The following is a 20,874-nucleotide window of genomic DNA, read 5'->3' as shown; positions in this document are numbered from 1 at the left end:
CTAAAGCTCGGTGACCCGACCATGGTCGACCAGCCACGTCCGGTCCAGCCGAACGTTTTGCAGCATGCGGCGGTCGTGCGTCACCAGCAGCAGCGCGCCGTCATAGGTGTCGAGGGCCTCTTCGAGCTGTTCGATGGCCGCGAGGTCGAGGTGGTTGGTCGGCTCGTCGAGCACCAGCACGTTGGTGCCACGGGCCTGAAGCAACGCCAGCCCGGCGCGGGTTCGTTCCCCCGGTGACAGGTCGTCGACCCCGCGTTCGACGTGGTCGGCGCGCAGCCCGAACTTGGCCAGCAACGTCCGCACGTCGGCGGTTGTCCACTCCGGCACCCGTTCGGAGAACCGGTCGACGAGGCGTCCCGACCCGGTGAAGTCGGCGCGGGCCTGGTCGACTTCACCGATCGCCACGTTGGCCCCGAGACTGGCGCGGCCCTCGTCGGGCAGTTGGCGCCCCAGCAGCAACCGCAGCAGCGTCGACTTCCCTGCGCCGTTGGGACCGGTGATACCGATCCGTTCGCCGGCGTCTACCTGCACCGACACCGGGCCGAGAACGAAGTCGCCCTGCCGGACGACGGCGTCGGCGAGGGTCGCGACGACGGAGCTGGACCGCGGCGCGGCACCGATGGTGAACTCGAGCGTCCATTCCTTGCGCGGTTCGACGACCTCCTCCAGCCGCGCGATCCGGCTCTCCATCTGCCGCACCTTCTGCGCCTGCTTCTCGCTGGACTCGGTGGCCGCGCGCCGACGGTTCTTGTCGTTGTCGGGAGCCTTGCGCATCGCATTGCGGACACCCTGGCTCGACCATTCCCGCTGAGTTCGGGCCCGCGACACCAGGTCCGCCTTCTTCTCGGCGAATTCGTCGTACTGCTCGCGCTTGTGTCGGCGACCGACCTCGCGCTCCTCCAGATAGCTTTCGTATCCGCCGCCGAAGACGGTGGTGGTGTTCTGCGCCAGGTCCAGTTCGAGGACGCGGGTCACGCTGCGCGCGAGGAACTCGCGGTCGTGGCTGACGAGCACCACGCCGCCGCGAAGATCGTGGACGAACTGCTCCAGCCGGGTGAGGCCGTCCAGGTCGAGGTCGTTGGTCGGCTCGTCGAGCAGCACGACGTCGAAGCGCGACACCATCAACGCCGCCAAACCCACTCGCGCCGCCTGCCCGCCCGACAACGCCGTCATCGGGGTGACGTCCGGTCGCACGGCCTCGGTATCCAGCCCCAGATCGGCCAACACCGCAGGCAACCTCTCGTCGAGGTCCGCCGCACCACAGGCGAGCCACCTGTCCAGGGCAGCGGAGTAGACGTCGGCGGGGTCGACTCCCGCCGGAGCCGCGGCCGGATCCGCCAACGCCGCCGCCGCGTCGTCCATGGCCTGCGTCGCGGCGGTGCACCCCGCCCGGCGCGCGACGTAGGCAGCGACGGTCTCCCCCGGCACCCGCTCGTGTTCCTGCGGCAGCCACCCCACGAACGCGTCGGGCGGGGCGAGGCTCACCGAGCCGTCGAGTGGTTCGAGGTCACCGGCAAGGATGCGCAGGAGCGTGCTCTTGCCTGCGCCATTGGCGCCGACCACCCCGACGACGTCGCCGGGCGCCACGGTCACGTCGAGCCCTTCGAACAGGGTGCGATGGGCGAATCCGCCCGCCACGTTCTTCGCGACGAGGGTTGCGGTCATGAGGCAATGGTCGCATCGCGGCGCCGCAGCGCGGATGTGCCACCGCCGGTGATTGGCACTTACGCCGTCGGGCCGTTAGCTTTTCTGGGGTGATGACCTCAGCTGCCTGCGCAGTCGCACGGTGGATTTCCCCGTTCCTGGCGGTCGCCGCCGTCGCCACCACCGTGGTCGCCGCGGACCCCGGGCACGTCGTCAGCGCACCGGCGGTGCGGCTGGCCGCCGACGGAAACCCGTTGGCCACCTTGCCCTTCTACGTGAACCCGAACTCGAAGGCCATGCGCGCCGCAAACGGCGCGGGCAGTCCCGAGTTGACCGCCATCGCCAACACGCCCACCGCGTACTGGATGGACCACCTGTCCACCCCCGCCGTGGATGCCAAGTACATCGCCGACGCCCAGGCTGCCGGCACCATGCCGATCCTGGCGCTCTACGGAATCCCGCACCGCGACTGCGGCAGCTTCGCCGCAGGCGGATTCGGCTCGGCCGGCGCCTACCGCGGCTGGATCGACAACGTGGCCGCCGACATCGGCGGCGGGCCGGCCGCGGTCATCCTCGAACCAGACGCCCTCGCGATGGCCGACTGCCTCTCGGGTGATCAGCGCCAAGAACGCTTCGACCTGATGAGCTACGCGGTCGACACGCTGACCCGCAATCCGGGCACCGCCGTCTACGTCGACGCCGGCCACTCCCGCTGGGTGAGTGCCGACGACATGGCGGCCCGGCTGAACCAGGTCGGCGTCGCCAAGGCTCGCGGCTTCAGCCTCAACACCGCGAACTTCTTCACCACCGGCGAGGAAATCGGCTACGGCGACGCCATCTCCGGGATGGTCGGCGGCAAGCCGTACGTCATCGACACCTCGCGCAACGGCAACGGCCCCGTCGAGGGCGACCCGCTTTACTGGTGTAACCCCAGCGGCCGCGCCCTCGGCGCCGCACCCACCGCCAACACCGGCAACGGAAACGTCGACGCGTTCCTGTGGGTGAAGCGCCCCGGTGAGTCCGACGGCTCCTGCCGAGGAGGCGCCGGAGCCGGCACGTTCGTCAACCAATTCGCCGTCGACCTCGCCCGTAACGCGGGCCAGTAGGGGTTAGGGCTTGGCGGCGCGCTCGGCCTGACGCTTCTCCTTCTCCACCTCCGCCAGCTGTTCGAGGCGGTCCGCGTCGGCGCGCTTCTTCGCGGCCTCGTCCCGCCGTGCCTTCGCGTCGTCGATCGTCTCGTCGGCTGCGTCGGTGGCCCGCTTCTGGGCGGCGTCGATGCGCTGCTCGTCGTTGCGCTTGGCCGCTTCGGCCGAGCTCTTGAGGCGGGCGGCGATGTCGTCGGCCTCCTTCTTGGTGGCGCCTGCGCGCTTCTGCGCGGCCTCCGTCGCGGCACGCTTGCGCTTCTGCGCGGCGGCCTCGGCATCTTCGACCGCCTGGTCCTTGGCCGCACGCGCGTCCTGGACCTCGTCGACGACGTCCTGCCGGGAGGACTTGAGCTCCTCATCGGCTTGCCGCAGCTCTTCGTTGGCTGCGGCCTCGAGGCGGGCCGCCCGCGCGAGTTCGTCGCTGCGCTTGGCCAGTGAGGCTCCTCGTCGCTTGAGGCGCGCGTCGCCAAGGGCGTTGCCGACGGTGGCGTCGAGCACGCCAAGCGACCGCTCGTAGGCGAGTCGCGCCGGGGCCTCGGCGTCCATCCTCGACACCACGCGCTCCTCGATGAGCTGCAGCGGAACGCGGACGAACTGGTACTGGAACCGCAGGATCGTGCGGGGGATGGTCATGATGCTCATAGTCGAATCCATTTCAGTGGTCGTCGTTCACGGCAGGTCGGCGTTGTCGGTCAGTTTCGCGGCGCGCTCTCTTGCCTCGTCGGCGGCGGCGCGGGCGGCCGCGGCGTCGTCCACGGCGGCCCGATGCTCGTCGACGGCCTCGGTGGCGTCAGTCGCGGCGGCGCGAACGTCGACGCGCTCTTGCGCCTCGGCGCGCTGCACTTCCTGCTGCGCCTCGACCTCGGCTTGGGCCGTCGCGCGCTGCGCCTCCTGCTGGGCGGACCGCTCGGCGGCCGCCTTCTGCTCGGCTTGCTGGGTGACGATCGAACTCTCGACGGAGGCCGTGCGCGCGTTGACCGCGATCCGTTCCTCGGCGCCCTCCAACCGTGCCTCGGTTGCCTGAACCCGAGCCTGTTCGGCCTCTGCGTCGGCAACGGCCTGCATGCTGTTGGCGTCCTTGCGCTCCCGAGCCTGGGTCTGCTCGAGCTGACCCTCGGCCGTCAAGGAGTCGTTGCCGATCATGGCGCCGGCGATTTCCTTGGCCTTGCCCTTGACCGAATCGATCAGACCCTTGCGGGCCTCGTCGGACCTGTCGTGCTCACTCAACTGAAGACTCCTCTGAGATTGAAGCGGTCACCAAACGGTTCGTGCGTGACGACGCCATGAGCCATCCGGCCCGTGGTAAGGGAATGCTCGGTTCGAGCCGACTTGAAACACGGCGTCATCACAGGGCGCGAATTCCCCACGGCGGGAATCACTTACACGCGCCGGACGGCTCGGGGCGCAGTTCACGTTTGGGCAGTGTCGACCCGGGTAAGTGACTGGTGCCGCCCGCTTTCAGGAACGTGAGCTCCGCCGGTGAATTCCCACCAAGGGCCTTTGTGCCCGCGTCTCATCGTCACGTCGACGGCGAAGCCACCTCGAATGCTCCGCAGCGCCGATCCTGGCGTCATCTGCGTCTTCAACTGGCGTGCTCCGCTCCCGACGCACGACGAACGAGGAGAAACATGTACCTCCACACACAACAACTGATCAACGAAATCGCCGTCGACGAGCCGGATCCAGCCGCGGCCAACGCATTGCAGGAAGGTCTCGGCGGCCAGTTCGGCGAGATGCGCACGATGATGCAATACCTGTTCCAGAGCATGAACTTTCGCGGCGATCCGACCTCCAAGCCGTACAAGGACCTGATCCAGGGGGTCGGCACCGAGGAGATCAGCCACGTCGAGCTCATCGGCACCACCATCTCGCGCCTGCTCGACGGGTCACCCGCATACAAGGGCAAGAAGACCGACCCGGTCGACGAGCCAGGTGCCAAGGGAGCGACCCCGCTGAGCATCGCGTTGGACACCGGCAACATTCACCACTACCTGGTTGGCGCCCAGGGCGCACTTCCGGTCGACTCGGCGGGCAACCCGTGGAGCGGGTCGTATGTGTACAACAGCGGCAACCTGGTGCTGGACCTGCTGTACAACCTCATGCTGGAGTCGACGGGTCGGCTGCAGAAGTGTCGGATCTACGAGATGACGGACAACGCGACCGCGCGTTCAACCATCGCGTATCTGATCGTTCGGGATCAGGCGCACGAGAACGCGTTCGCCAAGGCACTTGAGAGCCTGGGCGTGAATTGGGGTGCGGCCCTTCCCATTCCGAAGACCAACGCCGAGCAGTTCCCCGAAGTGAAGAAGCTGGTCGACATGGGGTTGCAGAGCATCCAGTACACCTTCAGCGCCGATGACGAGAGCCAGGCGGACAAGCTGTACCGCGGTGCGTCACCGTCGAACGACGGGACCGAGCTCAGCACCGCGGTCATGCCGGAGGGTTTCCCGATGACCATCGCCCCCGAACGCCGCGAAGAGTTCGCACCTGGCCTCGACAAGGAGCTGCTGGCCCTCATCCAGGCCACCGCCGAGGCCGAGATCAAGGCCAACGGCCAGGCCTAGTCACACCGGTACCGGGCGGGTGGATCGGAGTCGAGGCCGATCCACCCGCCCACCGGCATGTCACGCCGGTGCCGGCCGCATTACCTCGTCGAGCACCACGGTCACCCGGAAGCCGCACAGCACCAGGATGTGCAGCACGAAGAGCCACAGCGCCAGCGCCGAGACCGCCCCGACGATCGGGAGGCCGCCGAACGGCGCCGACCACTCGACGGGGATGGCCAGGAACAGCAGGAAACCCTGCAGGAAGCCGGCCACGATGGCCCCGGTCGAGAACGCACCGATCACCAGGGCCCGTGGGGCGATCCGGCCAGGACCGATCAGCCCGAACACCCCGACCAGTGCCGTCGACACCGTGACCCACACGACGTGGAACGCCACGACGACGCCCCATACCAACGACCACCCGCTGCCCGCGTAGAGCGGACCGACGTACGGCGCCACCACCAGCACCGCGAGGACCAGGAAGGGCGCGACGGCGGCGACGCCGAGCAGACCCGCCCGCCCGCGCCATCCGGTGAGGGTGTCGTTGGCGGCCGACATCTGTACGAACGCCCGGCGCAGGCCCTCCCCGTAGAGGCTGGCCGGGAACAGCACGACCAGCGCCTGCAGCCACGACATCGACAACGCCACCTCGGTCAACTTGCGCAAGGCCGCCGGCGTTCCGTGCCCCTGCGGCAACCCTGCGACTCCCGCGTCCATCGCCGCGGTGACGGTGTCGTGGCCGACGAGCGCCCCGACGGCCCACAGCGACGCCAACGCCAGCGGGATGAGTCCGATCACGCCGAAGTAGGTCGCGCCCGCCGCCCAGAGCGCGAGATCGCTGCCGGGGAAGGTCTTTCGCACTCCCGATGCGAGTTCGCGGACGCGCCGCCGCTGGATCACGCGGCGCCCTGGCAGTCTGGCTTCATGGCGCCACAGCGTTCCGACGACGAGGAATGGTCGGATCTGCACGGCGGCGTGCAACCGTCACCGGTCGTGCGCGGCTGGCTGCGGATGATTCGGGTGTTGGCATCCGGTCCGATTATCCGGATCCCACCCGACGCCCTCTCCGTGGCGGGGGTAGTCGCGCTGGCGGCGGCGTGGGGTGCGGTCGCCGGACCTGGTTGGCCCGCGCTCGTCGTGCCGCTGGTGCTCCTCGCCGGGGTGCTCGACGGGCTCGACGGCGCGGTCGCACTGCGGACCGGGCGGGCCCGTCCGCTGGGGGCCGTGGTCGACTCGGTCGCCGACCGCGTTGGCGACGTCCTGCTCGGCGCAGTCCTCGTCGCGATCGGCGCCCCGCCGGGGTGGGCGCTGGCCGCGGTGTCTCTGGTGTTCCTGCTCGAATACGTCCGGGCTCGCGCGCAGGCGGTCGGCATGCCTGGGGTGGGCGCCGTGACCGTCGCCGAACGGCCGACGCGGCTGATCGTCGTCGCGATGGCCGCGGGAGGGGCCGCCGCGTCGCCCGCCGGGCTACCGCTGCTCGGCTGGGGCTGGGGCGTCACCTTCGCGGTCACGTGGACCGCCGTCGGCGTCGTCGGAATGGGGCAGCTCCTGCTCGGCGTGCGTCGCTCGACGCCAAAGGACTTTCCTCGGCCCCAATGAGGGTGGCGACGATCTCGGCGGACATCAACACCAGCGGAATGCCGCCGCCGGGGTGCGCCGAGCCGCCGACGAGGTAGAGGCCGGGGATGGGGCTTCGATTGGTGGGCCTGCGCAGCGCGGCCCTCGGCCCGTGCGACGCCGTCCCGTAAATCGCGCCGCCCGGCGCCCCGGTGCGACGTTCCAGGTCGGCGGGCGTGATCGTCTCGGCGAACCTGAGGCGGGGCCGGACGTCGACGCCCCGGTCGGCGAGCACGTCGAGGACGTGGTCGGCGTACCGCTCGCGAAGGCCGGCGGCGTCCCAGTCGACGCCACCATCCGGGTCGTGTGACGGGGCGTTGACCAGCACGAACCATCCCTCGGAGTCGTCGTCGGGGCGAAGTGCAGGATCGTCGGGCGCGTGCACGTAGACCGTCGGGTCGGGCACCGGCCGAGGCTTTCGCCCGAAGATCGCGTCGAATTCGGCGTCGTAGTCCTTGGGGAAGAACACCCGGTGCGCCGGTCCCGGCTGCCTGCCGGACAGGCCGAGCAGCAGGACGAAGCCGGCCATGGAGCGCGCGCTGCCCCGCAGCGATCGGCGGACCGTCCTGGTGGCGTCGCGGGGCAGCAGTCGGTCGTAGAGGACGGTGGCGTCGGCGTTGCTCACCACGACGTCCGCGGGCACGTCGCGGCCGTCGACCCGGACGCCGGTGGCGCGTCCGCCCGCCGTCGTCACCGCCACCACCGCGGCATCGGTGTGGATTTGGACGCCCAGCTCGACGCAGCGCGCCTCGAGCGCGTCGACGATGCCGCGCAGCCCGCCTGCGACGTACCACGCGCCGAACTCCTGCTCGACGAACGACGTCACGGCGAGAACCGCAGGCGTGCGACGGGGGTCCGACCCGGAGTAGGTGGCGTACCGGTTGAGCCAGGTCCGCAGCCGCGCGTCGGGCAGCATCCTGCGGCCGAGGCCGTCGATCGTCTGCCACGGCGCCACCGTCAGCAGATCGGCCGGACGCAGGCTCATTCGTGCGATTTCGAGCAACGAAATGGGTTGGCGCAGAACGGGTTCACCGACCAGTTCCCACAGCCGGCGCGAACGCTCGTGCAACCGCCGCCACGACTCCCCCGCACCGGGACCGAAGGCCGCGTCGAGAGCGGCGGGCACGGCCGTCGCGTCGTGCGGCATCGACAGCTCGGTGCCGTCGGCGAAGCGGTAGGCACTCGCCGGGTCGACCGCGATCGACCTCGGCCCCGTCTGACCGCCGGTGTCGGCGAACAGTCGGTCGAGCACGTCGGGAACGGTCAGCAGCGACGGGCCGGTGTCGAAGGTGAAGCCGTCCCGCTCGACGACGCCGAGCTTGCCTCCGACGGTGGGGGCGCTCTCGTACACGGTCACGCGATGGCCCGCCGCGGCCAGGCGGGCGGCCACCGCCAACCCGCCGAGGCCGGCTCCGATCACGACCACGTGACTCAAATTGCCCGCCCCTTCCAGCGCAGGGTGCCCCTGACGCGGCCCACCCACGACGAGGCAAGCAGGCCCAGCAGCGCAAGCACGGAAAAGGGATGTCCGAGGGCGTCCCATGGCCGCCCACACCATCGTTGCGCGAGCGCCCGGCCGGTGACGGCGGCGCCGTACCCGAGCAGCCCGACCCGGGAGCCGGTCACCGCCGCTGCGGCAGGCAGGACGTAGACCACGGTCAGCGCCGTCGCGACCGCGAGTGCACCCGCAGGCGAGCCGAACGCCGCCCACAGCGACTTGCGATAGCCGGCGCTGAGTTCGCGGCCCGTCGCGTACATGTGACAGGTGGCCAGCGGCGAGCCGTCGGCGATCCCGGTGCGGCCGCCCACCGCGCGGACGGCGCGGGCCAGTCCGATGTCGTCGAGCACCTCGCCCGAGACCGATTGCCAGCCACCGGCCCTACGCAGGACGCCGGCGTCGACCAGCAGGAACTGGCCGTTGGCCGCCGCCATGGACGGACGCGTCGACCGCTCGGCGATTCGCAGCGGCAACGTCGTCGACCACGACCACGCCAGAAGCGGTTGGACGAGCCGCCCCAAGAGCCCCGCCGCGACCTGTCGCGGCCACGGACAGAGAAGGTCGAGGGGCCGCGGGCCGCGCAGAACCGCCACCGCCGCGGCGACGGCACGCGGTGCGAGGATCACGTCGGCGTCGACGTAGACGAGGGTCTCGCCGCGGGCCGCGGTCGCAAGCTGATCGCACGCGTGCGGTTTGCCGAGGGCGCCACCGGGCGGTGCGGTTCCGGTGATGATCCGCACCCGGGGGTCGGACCCGGCAGCGGCGCGAACCACGTCGGCAGTGCCGTCGGTGGAGTCGTCGTCGAGTACCAGGATCTCGGCGTCGTCCAGATCGCGCTGAGCGAGCAGGGATTCGATCGTCGGCGTGATCCGGTGTGCTTCGTCGCGGGCCGGGACGAGCAGCGACACTGCCGATCTCACCGGGGGCGGGTCAACGGGAGGGCGGCGTAGCAGCCGCAGGTTGACCAGTTGGTGGATCGTGCCGACGCAGGCGAGCGCCGATCCCACCGCGACGAGAGCGGGTGGGGGTTTGATCGGGCCTGTGTGGGGCACCTACGAACTCTACGGAGTCGCGTCCGGCCACACCGCCGGTGGGCGCGGGTAGCCTCGGCGTTTCCGACTCGTACGGGTGGAGGTGCTGCGGGTGGCCTTGGCCGAGCTTCGTGCGCCCGTGCGCTCGCACTACGCGGTGTGGGCGTTGGTCGCGGCCGCCATCGGCATTCAGATTCTGTATCCCCTGATGCCGGAGTCGTGGCGCACCCCGGTCACCATCGCCAGCGTCGTCGTCTTCTTCCTGGCTTCGGTGGCGGACGCGTACCGCGTTCTCGGCGCGGTGAGCGCGGCCGTGCTCGTCGCCGTCGCAGGCGGTGGCGGCCTGGTCGCCGAGTCGATCGGCGTGGCAACGGGGTGGCCGTTCGGTCAGTACGCCTACACCGGAACCCTCGGCCCGGAGGTGCTCGGCGTGCCGGTCGTGGTGCCGATGGCGTGGGTGATGATGGCGTGGCCCGCCCTGGTGGTCGCAAGAACCCTGGTACACGGGGCCGTGGCCGTCACCGCGGTCGGTGCGGTCGCGCTGACCACGTGGGACGTGTTCCTCGACCCGCAGATGGTGGCGGCGGGCCACTGGCGATGGTTCGCCCCGGAGCCCGGGCTGCCGTTGATACCGGGTATCCCGTTGACCAATTACCTGGGCTGGCTGGTGGTGTCGGCCGTCGTGCTGGCGACGCTGAACGCCTCGCTTCGCCGCACCGACCAGCCGTCGGCGCCCGCGGCGACGCTGTATCTGTGGGTCTACTTCTCCTCGGTGCTGGCACATGCGGTGTTCTTCGGGCTGCCAGGGTCGGCGGTCACCGGCGGCGTCCTGATGGGCGCCGTCGCGATTCCGTTCGCCGTCTCGCTGGCACGCAGGCGTGGCCGTGGGGGTCAGAGCCGGGTCAGCTCACCGACGTCCGCTGCGCGCCCGAACAAGTAACCCTGAGCGAGCCGGCAGCCCGCCGCGAACACGGTGTCGGCTTGCGCCTCGTCCTCTATTCCCTCCGCGATCACGTCGAGGCCGAGTGCCGAGCACAAGCCGATCACCGAGCGGTAAAGCGCCAGCGTCCGACGCCGCTCGTCCCCGACGGCCAGGCTGCGGTCGAGCTTGACGACGTCCACCGGCAGGGCATGGAGGTAGCTCAGGGAGTTGTACCCGGCGCCGAAGTCGTCGAGTGCCACGTGGACGCCGAGCGCGCTGAGACGCTCGATGGCCGCGGCCCCTTCGTTCAGATCGACGATCGGGACGGTTTCGGTGATCTCCAGTACGAGTCGGCCCGGGTCGACGTCATGCCGGTCGAGGGTCCGCATCACCTGCTGTTCGAAACCCCGATTGCCCAGCCGTGCCGCGCCGACGTTGACGTGGATGACCAGCGGCAAGCCCGCCGACTGGATTTCGCGACACGCGAGGTCGAGCACCATCGCGTCGAGTGCGCCACCGAGACCAGCGCCTTCGGCGACGGCGACGAAGGTGGCCGGCGGTATCTGCATGCCGTTGGGTGCGGACCATCGGGCAAGGGCTTCGACCGCCACCGTCGTGCGGTCGGGCAACCGGACCACGGGCTGGTAGGCGAGGCTGAAACCCGGGGGCACCCCGCCGTCGGCCTTCCTCAGCGCGCTCGGAAAGTCGACCACTACGCCAGAGGCCGGGCGGTACACCACCGCGGTGTTCTTCCCGAGTCGCTTCCCGGCGTACATCGAAATGTCGGCTTGCCTCATCAGGTCGTCGGCCGTCGGCGCCGGGTCGTCCGCCCCGTGTTGGACCAGACCCATGCTGGCCCGCACGCGCACCGACGACCCGTGCACGGCGAACGGGTCCCGAAGCGCCACCCGGAGCCTGTCGGCGACCACTTCGGGCGGGTCGTCGTCGTTCTCGACCAGGACCGCGAACTCGTCCCCACCGATCCGGGCCAGCGTGTCCGACGCGCCGACACATCGGAGCAGGCGCTCGCCGACGGCACGCAGCAATTCATCTCCCGCCGCGTGGCCGAACTGATCGTTGACTTCCTTGAAGTCGTCGACGTCGACGAAGATCAGCACGAACCGCCCGTGGTGCATCGCCGCCTCGAGTCGCTGCCCGAACAGCAACCGGTTGGGCAGCCCGGTCAGCACGTCGTGGTTGACCTGGTGAGCCAGCCGGCGCTGTGCCTCGTACAGCCGCCGGGTCAGCTGACGGGCGGCGACCATCGCCACGATCTGTCGCACGGCGACGAGCACCACCATCGCCACGGAAAGCCAGATGACGACCGTGGGCAGAGTCAACCCGACCAGCAGGTGCGTGGCGCACAGCACGAGAATGATCAGGAATCCGAGGTAGGGCCACACCAACTGCGCCCAGTCCAGCGCCTCGTCACTGGCGGCGGTGTCGTCTCGTGGGCTCAACGCCTGCACTGCAAACGCAATCATCAAGGGGCCCAAGATGTTCCCGAAACCGCCCCACACGTCCGGAGCGTTGACCCCGACGCTCCACAGGTAGGCGATGAACCGGTCGGAGCCGGCGATCAGGACGACGCCGCCCGCGAGCAGCAGGAAGTTTCGTCGGTACGGGCGATCGCGCCGATAGGCCGTCGCCCCCATCACCGCCAGCACGACGACGCCCAGTTCCAGCACGCAGTAGGCGGCCACGACGGCCTCGTCGTATGACCGGGGAAGGGCCGCGGTGGTGATCGCACCCAGACCGCCGAGGAAGACGAGGATCGAGAACGCCGCCACGGCGACGAGTCCGTCCAGAACGGCGAGGGCGAAGGCGCCGTGCGGCACGCCGTCCCGTCGCCTGGTGAGCCCGCCGCTGCTTCGGACCAGCAGGACCATCGCGAAGAACGACAGGATCGGCGGGCCGAAGTACGCCACCACGGCTGGCAGTGGCGCGGCCGAGCCGTCGTGACCGCCGCCGCTCGGCCACCAGAAGGCCTCGCCGACCAGCCAACTCGTCATGGCGGCGATGACCAGGATGCGCCAGGCTCGGGAGACCCCGCTCGTCCGTCGCACGTTGGCCACCGCGCAGCAGAGGGCTCCGGCACCGATCACGGACTGCAGCACCAGCGCGACGTATCGGGCCACGTCGCCGCCGTACGGCGCCAGCGCGTTCAGCAACACCAGGGCGCCGACGACGACGAAGATGCCGAGTCGACGCCGTCCCCCAGAGATCGACACGAAACCCCCGTTTCGCCATGCGCCGACGTTGGCTCATCTTGGCACGGGTGGCCCCGATGCGATCCGACACTGACATTGCGGATGCCTTATCGTGACCTTAGATTTTCCTTAGATTCCTTATTTTCGGTGTACGGTCAACACGAACGCTCGGCGATCATCCCGACGGAAGGAACCGCACGTGCACCACGTACCCGAACGAATCGTCTTGGTGACGGGCGCCTCACGGGGCATTGGCGCGGAGGTCGCGCGGCAGCTCGCCGACCCGAACACCCACGTCATCGTCAACTACCGCGAGAAGGCCAAGCGAGCCGAGGACATCGCCGAGGCCGTCCGCGACGCGGGGGGCCACGCCTCGACGCTGTGCGCCGACATCTCCGACGAGGCCGACGCCACGGCCATGATGGAGTCCATCGAAACCCGCTTCGGACGCTTGGACGCTCTCGTCCTCAACGCCTCCGGCGGGCTCGAAATGGGCGCCGATCCCGGCTACGCCATGCGCCTCAACCGCGATGCACAGCGGCGGCTGGCCCAGCTGGCCGTTCCGATGATGCCGGTCGACGGACGCATCGTCTTCGTCACCAGCCACCAGGCCCACTTCTTCCCGAACAAGGCGGTTCCGAAGGGTTACTCCGCGGTGGCCGCGAGCAAGCGCGCCGGCGAGACCGCGCTGTATGCCATGCGTGCGGTGTTCAGCCGGGCCGGCGTTCGCCTCACCGTGGTCTCCGGGGACATGATCGACGGAACCATCATCGTCAGGCTGCTGCAGCGCCGCGATCCCGACGCCGTCAAGGCTCGCCGCGTCCACGGAACCCTGCCGACGGTGACCGAGTTCTCCGGGGCCATCGTCAGCTCCGTCACCATGCCGAGCCCTCCCGGCATCGTGTACGTCGGCGGGGCCGACTACCTGATGACCGCCTGAGCCGAGCGGGGGTCAGCTCGACGGCTCGCCGAGCGCACGCGCGAGGATCGTGCCGAAGTCGCGATGCCGGTCGTAGTCTTCCAGCCACCCGCGAAGCTGCCCGACCATCTCCTCGGTCAGCGAAAGACGTTCTCGTGCAATCACTTCGAGGACGCATCCAAACACCGGGGGGTATTCGCCGACACCAAGGGCGATGAACGCGGTGTTGCGCTCCTCGTCGGTGAGGTGCTCGCGGACGTGATCGATGAGGTCCCACGCGAGAGTGGATTCTCGAGGTCGGTCGGTGGCCTTCACTTCAGTACCTTCGCAGCGTGAACGGGCGTCGGCGCTGGCGTCCTGCGGCTGCCGACTAAACCGCACGAGGAGGGGCGCATTGGACCGTTTCACGGTATCCCGGATCGGTCGACGCCGCAGTCCGGGAAGGACGGTCTTCGTCACACCCTCCCACCGCGTGTACGCACCGCATTCCTGGGTATGAGGCCACGGTGTCCTCACCGCCGCCCCCGTCCCAACCCCTCGACGATCCCGGCCGGTCGGCCGTCCCGGAGGACCTTCGCCAGATCGCCGCTGCCCACGGCGTCGCGACGTCCTATCGGAACGAACGCCGCGTCCCGGTAGAGGTCGACGCCGACGTCGTCGTCAAGGTGCTGTCGCTGCTCGACGTCGACGCAAGTACCGAGACCGCCAGGCGTGCCGAACTGGCCAGACTCGACGAACTCGACCGCGCCGGAATCCTGGCACCCACGGTCGCCGTCCGGCTGACCGGACGCCCCGTGCCGTTTCCCGGGGCGGTCGAGCTGGTCGACGAAGATGGCTCGCGGGTCGACGTGCGCGACGAACTGCCCGACGATCTGGCGCCGGGCTGGTACCAACTGCGAATGCGCGACGGTCAGCAGACCACCTTGGTGGCCGCGCCGCCGAAAGTGCCTCAGGCACAACCGACGTGGGGTTGGATGCTCCAGCTGTACGCGCTACGGTCGGCCGAATCGTGGGGCATTGGCGATCTCGGGGACCTGCGGGAGTTCGTGGAGTGGACCGCGCGCGAACACCACTCCGGCGCGGTGTTGCTCAACCCGCTGCACGCCCCCGGCCCGACACACCCGGTTCAGCCCTCCCCCTACACGCCGTCCAGTCGACGGTTCGCCAATCCGCTGGCGCTGCGGATCGAACACGTCAACGCCTACCGCCGGGCCGACCCCGACACCCGAGCGGAAGTCGACGCCCTCCGCGTGTCAGCCAGCACTCCGCGCATCGACCACGACCTGGTGTGGGCAGCGAAACGTTCGGCACTGGAGCTGCTTTGGCGATCCGAGGGACGTCCCGACCCGTTCGACGGTTCGGGAGCGGCAGTGTCCGACGGGTTGCGAGACTGGGCCACCTACTGCGCCTTGGCCGAGCGTCACGGCGGTCGGTGGAGCCGGTGGCCCGAGGCCCTGCGCGACGTGACCAACCCGGCCGTCGCCGCGGTGCGTCGCGAGCTCGGACCCAGGATTGCCTTCCACGCCTGGGTGCAACTGCAGTGCGCCGAGCAGCTGGCCGCCGTTCGCACCGCGGCGGCGGACGCCGGCATGTCGTTGGGCGTTCTGCACGATCTCGCGGTGGGGGTCGACGCGGACGGCGCCGACTCCTGGGCGCTGGCCGACGTACTCGCCACCGGCGTGAGCGTCGGCGCACCTCCTGACAACTTCACGCCGCGTGGCCAGGATTGGGGGCTGCCGCCGTGGCGACCGGATCGCTTGGCCGCCAGCGGCTATGCCCCGCTTCGCGACATGCTCAGGGCGGTCCTCGTGCATGCCGACGGGTTGCGCATCGATCACGTCGCCGGGCTGTGGCGACTGTGGTGGGTTCCGCCGGGCGACGGGCCCGATCGGGGCACCTACGTCCACTACGACGCCGAGGTCATGCTGGCGGTGCTGGCGTTGGAGGCCCATCGCGCCGGAGCCATCGTGGTCGGCGAGGACTTGGGCACCGTGGAGCCCGAGGTGACCGAGGCGCTCGCCGCCGACGGGATGCTCGGCTGCGCCGTCTCCTGGTTCACCCGGGACACTGACGCCACCGGCGAACCGCTTCTCGCACCGGGTGGTTGGCCGACGCGAGCCGCGGCCAGCATCTCCACCCACGACCTGCCGACGGCCGCCGGCTTCCTTCGTGGCGAACACGTCCGCGCCCGTGCCGACCTCGGTCTGCTCGACGACGTCGATGCCGAGCAGGCCAACGCCGACGCCGAGCGGGCCGAGTGGGTGACGCTTCTACGCGCGGAGGGATTGCTACCGTCCGCCGACGCGGACGCCGAGCCCGACGAGGCGTCGATCATCGTTGCGCTGCACCGGTTCTTGGCTTCGACCTCGAGTCAGCTGAAGCTGATCTCTCCGTACGACGTCATCGCAGAGCCGCGACAGCCCAATTTGCCGGGCACCGTCGACGAGTATCCGAACTGGCGGCTGCCGTTGCCGATGACGTTGGAGCAGTTTCGTGACGACCCCAGGGTCGCCGAGGTGACGTCGGCATTTCGGGAAGCGGCGTTCCGCGTCACACCGCCATGACGGTGACGCGTTCCCACAGGCGGTGGCCCACCAGCGCGGTGCCGAGTGTGGCGATCGCCGCGGCGTACACCGGAACGCAGATGTGAAGCTTCATCATCAAGCCACCGATCAACGCTCCGGCGAAGATGGCCATGACGGCCCACAACCGGCGGTGGGTGAACCACGCGAGGCCACCGGCGAACAGCGTCTCGCTGGCGTACGAGGTGATGGTCGAGGTCACCACCACCGTCGTCATGTCGGTCACCGCCAGGAAGCGTGCGACGGAGGCCTGGGCTCCCATGGCAACGGCGATCGTCGCCGCCGAGATGATGCCGCCCAGCGACTGTCCCTCGATGGGCACCAGCAGCAATGCCGTGGCGACGGCTGCGAGCAACGCGGCGTTGGTGCCAAGCGTCGCGGTGACGGCTGGGCCCCAACCACGTTCGCCCGGCCGGACGAGCCGTCCCGCGACCGCCGCGCCCACCACGTATCCGAACAGGGCGATCAGGGGACCTGCCACCGGAAGGTCGTCCTCGGCGGCGATGCCCATGCCGAGGATGACGACGTTGCCGGTCATGTTGCCGGTGAACACCCGGTCCAAGCCCAGGTATCCGACGGCGTCGAGGGCGCCGGTCACGGCGGTCAACGTCATCATCGACCACAGGTGCAGATGACGCTGAACCAGCGAGTTCGGCTGCACCTACGACCTCCGGTGGTGCCGGGAGTACTGCACGACGACGGCCGAGCCGTCGGCGCGAGGGTCCGCGGCCGCGGTCAGCTGTCCACCCGGGCCCACCTGCACCACGTTGGCCTGGCCGAGCGACTCCGAATGCCTTGGCAAGACCACGGTCTCGAACGTGGACTCGTGCAGAGACGCCAGCGCGGAGGGGTCGGCGTCGGCCTCGGCTACGACGGAGTCGTCCGTGCAGCCCATGGCCTGCTGGCCCACGACTATGCGCGGCGCGGCCACGGCGTCGGCGGCGGACTCTCCGGCGAGCATGCGAAGTAGCACCTGGGTGAGGATTTGGGGCTGACCCTGGCCCCCCATCGTCGACAGGACGTGGCTGAGTTCGCCGTCGCGGGTGACGATTACCGGCATCAGGGTGTGCAGCGGGCGCTTCCGCGGGGCCAGCACGTTCGGCGACTCGGCATTCAACGAGAAGCTGGTGCCGCGGTCGTGGAACAGAATGCCGGTGTCGGGGTCGACGAGCCCCGATCCGAAGGCGTGGTAGACGCTCTGAATCAGCGACACCGCCCATCCGTCGGAGTCGGCCGTCGCAACACCGACGGTGTCTCCGCGAGGCACCGACCTGGCGACGACGGCGTCACCGACAGGGGTGGCCGCCCGGATGTCGTCGTACACCAGGGCCTTGGTGTCCACCTCGGCGAGACGTGGGTCGGCCAGGTACTCCGACCGCAGGCGATTGGCGTGGTGGAACACTCGCATCAGCGTGCCGATGTCGGCGCCCAGCGGCGCTGCGGTCTGAAACTCGTCGACGGCCGTCAAGGCGCGAAGCATGATGAACCCGTGGGTGTTCGGTGGACTCGTCGACACCGTCAGGCCGCGGAACTCGACCGACTCGGGAGCCGTGATCTCGGGCTGGAAGTCGGCGAAGTCCTGTGCGTCGAGGACGGATCCGTGCGAGCGCAGATACTTCACCGAGCTCGCGGCGAGGTCGCCTCGATAGAATTCGTCGGGTCCGCCGTCGGCCAACGCAGCGAACGTCGCCGCGAGGGCGGGTTGCCGAAATTCGTCACCGGTCTGCAGCAGCCGCCCGCCGGGCCGGAACACGCGGTCGAAGTCGGCCGACCCGTGCAGATCGGCGTTCTCGGGATCGGCGAGGTGCGCGCCGAGTGACGGGGCGACGGGAACCCCTGCCTCGGCCGCCTGCTGAGCCGGCTGCAGGAGGCGCGGCCATGACAGCCGACCTGCCATGGCGTGCAACGCTTCCCACCCGCGGACGCCGCCGGGAACGCTGACGGCGTCGGCACCACGCGTCGGCAGCTCCGCGCCGTGCGCGGCGCGCATCGCGTCGACGTCGACTGCCGCTCCGGACCAACCTGAGGCGTTCACACAGGTGACCTCGCCGTGGGGGCTGCGCACCAACGCGATGAGGTCACCACCAAGGGCGACGTTGTGCGGGTAGACCACGGTAAGGACGGCCGCCGCGGCGATGGCGGCGTCGATCGCGCTGCCACCGTCGCGAAACACGTCAGTCGCCGCGTCGGTCGCCAGGGTGTGCGGGGTGGCGACGGCGCCGGTGAACGACGCCCCCTCGGAAGCAGCGGGCACGGCAGACGTCCTCTCGGGAGATGCGTTGGGGTGGTTGAGAAACGGGTCGGTCAGTGGATCGTCGACAGGAACGTCTTGGTGCGTTCGTTCTTGGGGTTGGCGAAGAGCTCCTCGGGCGGGGCGTCTTCGATGATGCGGCCGGCGTCCATCACGATGATGCGGTCGGCGACCTCGCGGGCGAACCGCATCTCGTGTGTCACCGCCACCATGGTCATGTCGTCACGCGCGAGTTCGCGCATCACCTCGAGCACCTCGCCGACCATCTCGACGTCCAGCGCGCTGGTGGGTTCGTCGAACAGCATCACCTTCGGGCGCATGGCGAGCGCCCGTGCGATCGCGACGCGCTGCTGTTGCCCGCCGGAGAGCTGACTTGGGCGCGATTCAGCCTTGTCCGCCAACCCAACTCGCTCCAACAGCGCGACGGCGTTCTTGCGCGCCTCGTCCTTCGCCTGGCCAAGCACGCGCACCGGGGCGTTCCACACGTTCTCCAGCGCCGTCATGTGTGGAAACAGGTTGAAGTGCTGGAAGACGAAGCCGATTTCGCGTCGTCTGCGCGCGAGCTCGGTGGTGCCGATCTTCTTGCCGTGCGCACCGTGGGCGATGGACACGCCGCCGACGAGCACCTCCCCGCTGGACAGTTCCTCGAGGTGGTTGATCGAGCGCAGCAGCGTGGTCTTTCCCGCTCCCGACGGCCCGATCAGCACCACGACCTGGCCGCGTTCGACGTCGAGGTTGACCTCGTTGAGGACACGCTTGCCGCCAAGCATGCAGCAGGCGTTGCGGACCGAGACGATCGGTTCGGTGGTGGCGGTCATCGAGCCCCCTCTTCTTGCAGCGTTGCACTGGCCGCGGCGCGCCGGGCGCCGAGCAGCCGAGACGTGATGGGTACGCGCTGTTCGATGCCGAGCTGGCGGGCCAGCCTGTTCTCGATCCAGGCCTGGATGAAGGTCCAGATCGTGGTCAGGGCGAGGTAGTAGATCGCCGCGACGATGAAGATCTCGAAGGTGTGAAACGTCGCCGAGCTGATCGACTGGGTGACCAGGAACATCTCGCTGACGCCGATCACCGACAACACCGACGTGGTCTTCATCATGCCGTTGAACGAGTTGCCCAGCGGCGGGACCATGACGCGCAGCGACTGCGGCACGATGATCCAGCGCATCAATCTGCCAGGAGTCATGCCAAGTGAGGCGGCCGCTTCGAACTGCCCCTTCGGCACGGAATCCAGACCGGCCCTGATGATTTCCGCGATGTAGGCGCTTTCGTTGACCATCAGTCCGATGATGGCGGCCTGGACGGCGGCCTTCACCGACAACCCCAGCAGTGAGGCGTCGCTGAACTGGTAGATGCCCACCGCCGCGAAGCCGGTGTAGATGATGACCAGCTGCACGAGCAGGGGCGTGCCTCGGATGACCCAGATGTAGACGCTGGCGCACGACCGCACGACGGCGTACTGCGAGCGCCGCATCAGCGCCACGACCAGGCCGAGGAGGATCGCCAGAATCATTGCCACCAGCGAGATCCCGATGGTCAGGCCGAGCCCCTCGAGGAACGCGTCGCTTGGGGCGAAGAGCGACTTCCAGAAGAATTGCCAGTCGAATTGCATGGCTACTTCTGGATGCTCAGGTCGGACATGCCCCACTCGCCGAGAATCTTGGCGTAGGTGCCGTTGCTCTCGAGCGTCGAAAGGGCAGCGGTGATGGCGTCGTGGAGTTGCGTGTCGTCCTTGCGCGTGGCGGCACCAATGTCGATGGTGCCGAACGGTTGTCCGACGGTCTTGATCTTGGCCCCGGTCTTCGTCTCGTAGTAGCCCAGCGTCTCGGCGGTGTCCATGAAGGCGTCGACCTGGCCGTTCTGAAGCTGCTGCAGGGACACGTCGGCCTGGTTGCTCCGGTTCACGTCGACCGCGGGTTTGCCTGCGGCAGTGCACTTCTCGGACTGTTCCGTGGCCAGTGCCTCGGCCGTCGTCGCCACGGCGACCATGACCTTCTTGCCGCACAGGCTGTCGTCGAGGCCGGTGACGGCGGCGGGCTTGTCCTCCGACACGGCAATGCCGGTGCCCGACTTGACGTACGGGACGAAGTCGACGACCTTCTCGCGCTCGGGCTTGACGTAGAGCTGCGCCATGATGACGTCGCACTGCTTGGCCTGCAGGGTCGGGATGACCGTGGCGAACGACGACTGGACGAAGTCGGACTTGAGTCCCATCTCCGCGGCCAACGCCTTGCCGAGGTCGACTTCGCTGCCGACGAGTTCGCCCGATTCGTCGTGGTAGACGTTGGGCGGCGTGCCGTCGTTGGGCGCGCAGATCTTCAGCGTGCCCGCCTCCAAGATGGCCGGGGGTGCCACCTTCGCGGGACCACTTGGCTCCGGCGCGGCGGTGTCGGACGACGAACAGGCGACGAGCGGCAGGGCCGCTGCCGCGAGTACGGCGAAGAGCGCATTCTTCAAGATTCCTCCAAGGGTCGGCGCCCACGGGTGACGTCGATCACCCGCTGGCCTATCG

Annotated in this window: 19 protein-coding genes; 6 read left to right on the top strand and 13 right to left on the bottom strand. The window is 69.3% G+C overall.

What is annotated here, in order from left to right:
- The gene (locus tag B1790_RS23015) at positions 1-1,665 is read right to left on the bottom strand and encodes an ABC-F family ATP-binding cassette domain-containing protein (RefSeq protein WP_079925588.1); all 1,665 of its coding nucleotides are present in this window, start codon (positions 1,663-1,665) and stop codon (positions 1-3) included.
- Between the two features lie 92 nt (positions 1,666-1,757).
- On the opposite strand from B1790_RS23015, the gene B1790_RS23010 reads away from it, so the two are divergent.
- Positions 1,758-2,750, top strand: a complete 993-nt coding sequence (locus tag B1790_RS23010; RefSeq protein WP_079925634.1) for a glycoside hydrolase family 6 protein — start codon at positions 1,758-1,760, stop codon at positions 2,748-2,750.
- A 3-nt stretch (positions 2,751-2,753) separates the two neighbouring features.
- On the opposite strand, the gene B1790_RS23005 is transcribed toward B1790_RS23010, so the two are convergent.
- Positions 2,754-3,431: an IF2 family translation initiation factor gene (locus B1790_RS23005; protein WP_079925587.1), complete on the bottom strand. Its 678-nt coding sequence runs from the start codon at positions 3,429-3,431 to the stop codon at positions 2,754-2,756.
- A 27-nt stretch (positions 3,432-3,458) separates the two neighbouring features.
- Positions 3,459-4,016 (bottom strand): CsbD family protein, encoded by a 558-nt coding sequence (locus tag B1790_RS23000; RefSeq protein WP_079925586.1) that lies wholly within the window; start codon positions 4,014-4,016, stop codon positions 3,459-3,461.
- 401 nt (positions 4,017-4,417) lie between these two features.
- Between B1790_RS23000 and B1790_RS22995 the strand changes: the two genes are divergently transcribed.
- Positions 4,418-5,353, top strand: a complete 936-nt coding sequence (locus B1790_RS22995; RefSeq protein ID WP_079925585.1) for a manganese catalase family protein — start codon at positions 4,418-4,420, stop codon at positions 5,351-5,353.
- Positions 5,354-5,413: 60 nt separating this feature from the next.
- Here the strand turns inward: B1790_RS22995 and B1790_RS22990 are convergent, their stop codons facing one another.
- Positions 5,414-6,235, bottom strand: a complete 822-nt coding sequence (locus tag B1790_RS22990; RefSeq protein WP_158083866.1) for a YhjD/YihY/BrkB family envelope integrity protein — start codon at positions 6,233-6,235, stop codon at positions 5,414-5,416.
- 24 nt (positions 6,236-6,259) lie between these two features.
- On the opposite strand from B1790_RS22990, the gene B1790_RS22985 reads away from it, so the two are divergent.
- Positions 6,260-6,934: a CDP-alcohol phosphatidyltransferase family protein gene (locus tag B1790_RS22985; RefSeq protein ID WP_079925633.1), complete on the top strand. Its 675-nt coding sequence runs from the start codon at positions 6,260-6,262 to the stop codon at positions 6,932-6,934.
- Here the strand turns inward: B1790_RS22985 and B1790_RS22980 are convergent.
- A complete protein-coding gene (locus tag B1790_RS22980) occupies positions 6,843-8,378 on the bottom strand; it encodes a phytoene desaturase family protein (protein WP_369832411.1) in 1,536 nt (511 codons plus the stop codon). The genes B1790_RS22985 and B1790_RS22980 overlap by 92 nt on opposite strands.
- Positions 8,379-8,383: 5 nt before the next feature.
- On the bottom strand, positions 8,384-9,502 hold the full coding sequence (locus B1790_RS22975) for a glycosyltransferase family 2 protein (RefSeq protein WP_233165277.1): 1,119 nt from the start codon (positions 9,500-9,502) through the stop codon (positions 8,384-8,386).
- Between the two features lie 91 nt (positions 9,503-9,593).
- On the opposite strand from B1790_RS22975, the gene B1790_RS22970 reads away from it, so the two are divergent.
- Complete coding sequence (locus B1790_RS22970; RefSeq protein ID WP_233165276.1) at positions 9,594-10,421, top strand: carotenoid biosynthesis protein; 828 nt, start codon at positions 9,594-9,596, stop codon at positions 10,419-10,421.
- Here B1790_RS22970 and B1790_RS22965 read toward each other — a convergent pair.
- Positions 10,373-12,634 carry a bifunctional diguanylate cyclase/phosphodiesterase gene (locus tag B1790_RS22965; RefSeq protein WP_142271459.1) on the bottom strand — a complete coding sequence of 754 codons (2,262 nt, stop codon included), beginning with the start codon at positions 12,632-12,634 and terminating at the stop codon, positions 10,373-10,375. The two genes, B1790_RS22970 and B1790_RS22965, sit on opposite strands and share 49 nt — an antisense overlap.
- Positions 12,635-12,812: 178 nt before the next feature.
- On the opposite strand from B1790_RS22965, the gene B1790_RS22960 reads away from it, so the two are divergent.
- The gene (locus B1790_RS22960) at positions 12,813-13,553 is read left to right on the top strand and encodes an SDR family oxidoreductase (protein ID WP_079925583.1); all 741 of its coding nucleotides are present in this window, start codon (positions 12,813-12,815) and stop codon (positions 13,551-13,553) included.
- A 12-nt stretch (positions 13,554-13,565) separates the two neighbouring features.
- Here B1790_RS22960 and B1790_RS22955 read toward each other — a convergent pair whose 3' ends face one another.
- Positions 13,566-13,847: a hypothetical protein gene (locus tag B1790_RS22955; protein WP_079925582.1), complete on the bottom strand. Its 282-nt coding sequence runs from the start codon at positions 13,845-13,847 to the stop codon at positions 13,566-13,568.
- A gap of 191 nt (positions 13,848-14,038) precedes the next feature.
- Between B1790_RS22955 and malQ the strand changes: the two genes are divergently transcribed.
- The gene (gene malQ, locus B1790_RS22950; RefSeq protein ID WP_233165275.1) at positions 14,039-16,096 is read left to right on the top strand and encodes a 4-alpha-glucanotransferase; all 2,058 of its coding nucleotides are present in this window, start codon (positions 14,039-14,041) and stop codon (positions 16,094-16,096) included.
- Here the strand turns inward: malQ and B1790_RS22945 are convergent.
- The 5 genes from B1790_RS22945 to B1790_RS22925 are packed head-to-tail and all read right to left on the bottom strand — an operon-like array spanning position 16,083 to position 20,819.
- Positions 16,083-16,775: a YoaK family protein gene (locus tag B1790_RS22945; RefSeq protein ID WP_233165274.1), complete on the bottom strand. Its 693-nt coding sequence runs from the start codon at positions 16,773-16,775 to the stop codon at positions 16,083-16,085. The two genes, malQ and B1790_RS22945, sit on opposite strands and share 14 nt — an antisense overlap.
- Positions 16,776-18,368 (bottom strand): gamma-glutamyltransferase family protein, encoded by a 1,593-nt coding sequence (locus B1790_RS22940; protein ID WP_079925581.1) that lies wholly within the window; start codon positions 18,366-18,368, stop codon positions 16,776-16,778.
- Positions 18,369-18,418: 50 nt separating this feature from the next.
- Positions 18,419-19,183 (bottom strand): amino acid ABC transporter ATP-binding protein, encoded by a 765-nt coding sequence (locus B1790_RS22935; RefSeq protein ID WP_079925580.1) that lies wholly within the window; start codon positions 19,181-19,183, stop codon positions 18,419-18,421.
- Positions 19,180-19,974, bottom strand: coding sequence for an amino acid ABC transporter permease (locus B1790_RS22930; RefSeq protein ID WP_079925579.1), 795 nt, complete (start codon positions 19,972-19,974; stop codon positions 19,180-19,182). Before B1790_RS22930 ends, B1790_RS22935 begins: the two co-directional genes overlap by 4 nt.
- Before the next feature lie 2 nt (positions 19,975-19,976).
- A complete protein-coding gene (locus B1790_RS22925; protein WP_233165273.1) occupies positions 19,977-20,819 on the bottom strand; it encodes an ABC transporter substrate-binding protein in 843 nt (280 codons plus the stop codon).
- Between the last annotated feature and the right edge of the window lie 55 nt (positions 20,820-20,874).

This window comes from Mycobacterium sp. AT1, from assembly GCF_002043095.1.
Lineage (GTDB): Bacteria > Actinomycetota > Actinomycetes > Mycobacteriales > Mycobacteriaceae > Mycobacterium.
Note: the sequence above shows the minus strand (reverse complement) of the source record. Positions and strands in the feature narration are given on the sequence as shown.

Coding starts and splice junctions, on each gene's coding strand:
- B1790_RS23005 (WP_079925587.1), bottom strand. CDS start 3,431: ATGAGCATCATGACCATCCCCCGCACGATCCTGCGGTTCCAGTACCAG.
- B1790_RS22935 (WP_079925580.1), bottom strand. CDS start 19,183: ATGACCGCCACCACCGAACCGATCGTCTCGGTCCGCAACGCCTGCTGC.
- B1790_RS23010 (WP_079925634.1), top strand. CDS start 1,758: ATGACCTCAGCTGCCTGCGCAGTCGCACGGTGGATTTCCCCGTTCCTG.
- B1790_RS22930 (WP_079925579.1), bottom strand. CDS start 19,974: ATGCAATTCGACTGGCAATTCTTCTGGAAGTCGCTCTTCGCCCCAAGC.
- B1790_RS23015 (WP_079925588.1), bottom strand. CDS start 1,665: ATGACCGCAACCCTCGTCGCGAAGAACGTGGCGGGCGGATTCGCCCAT.
- B1790_RS22995 (WP_079925585.1), top strand. CDS start 4,418: ATGTACCTCCACACACAACAACTGATCAACGAAATCGCCGTCGACGAG.
- B1790_RS22985 (WP_079925633.1), top strand. CDS start 6,260: ATGGCGCCACAGCGTTCCGACGACGAGGAATGGTCGGATCTGCACGGC.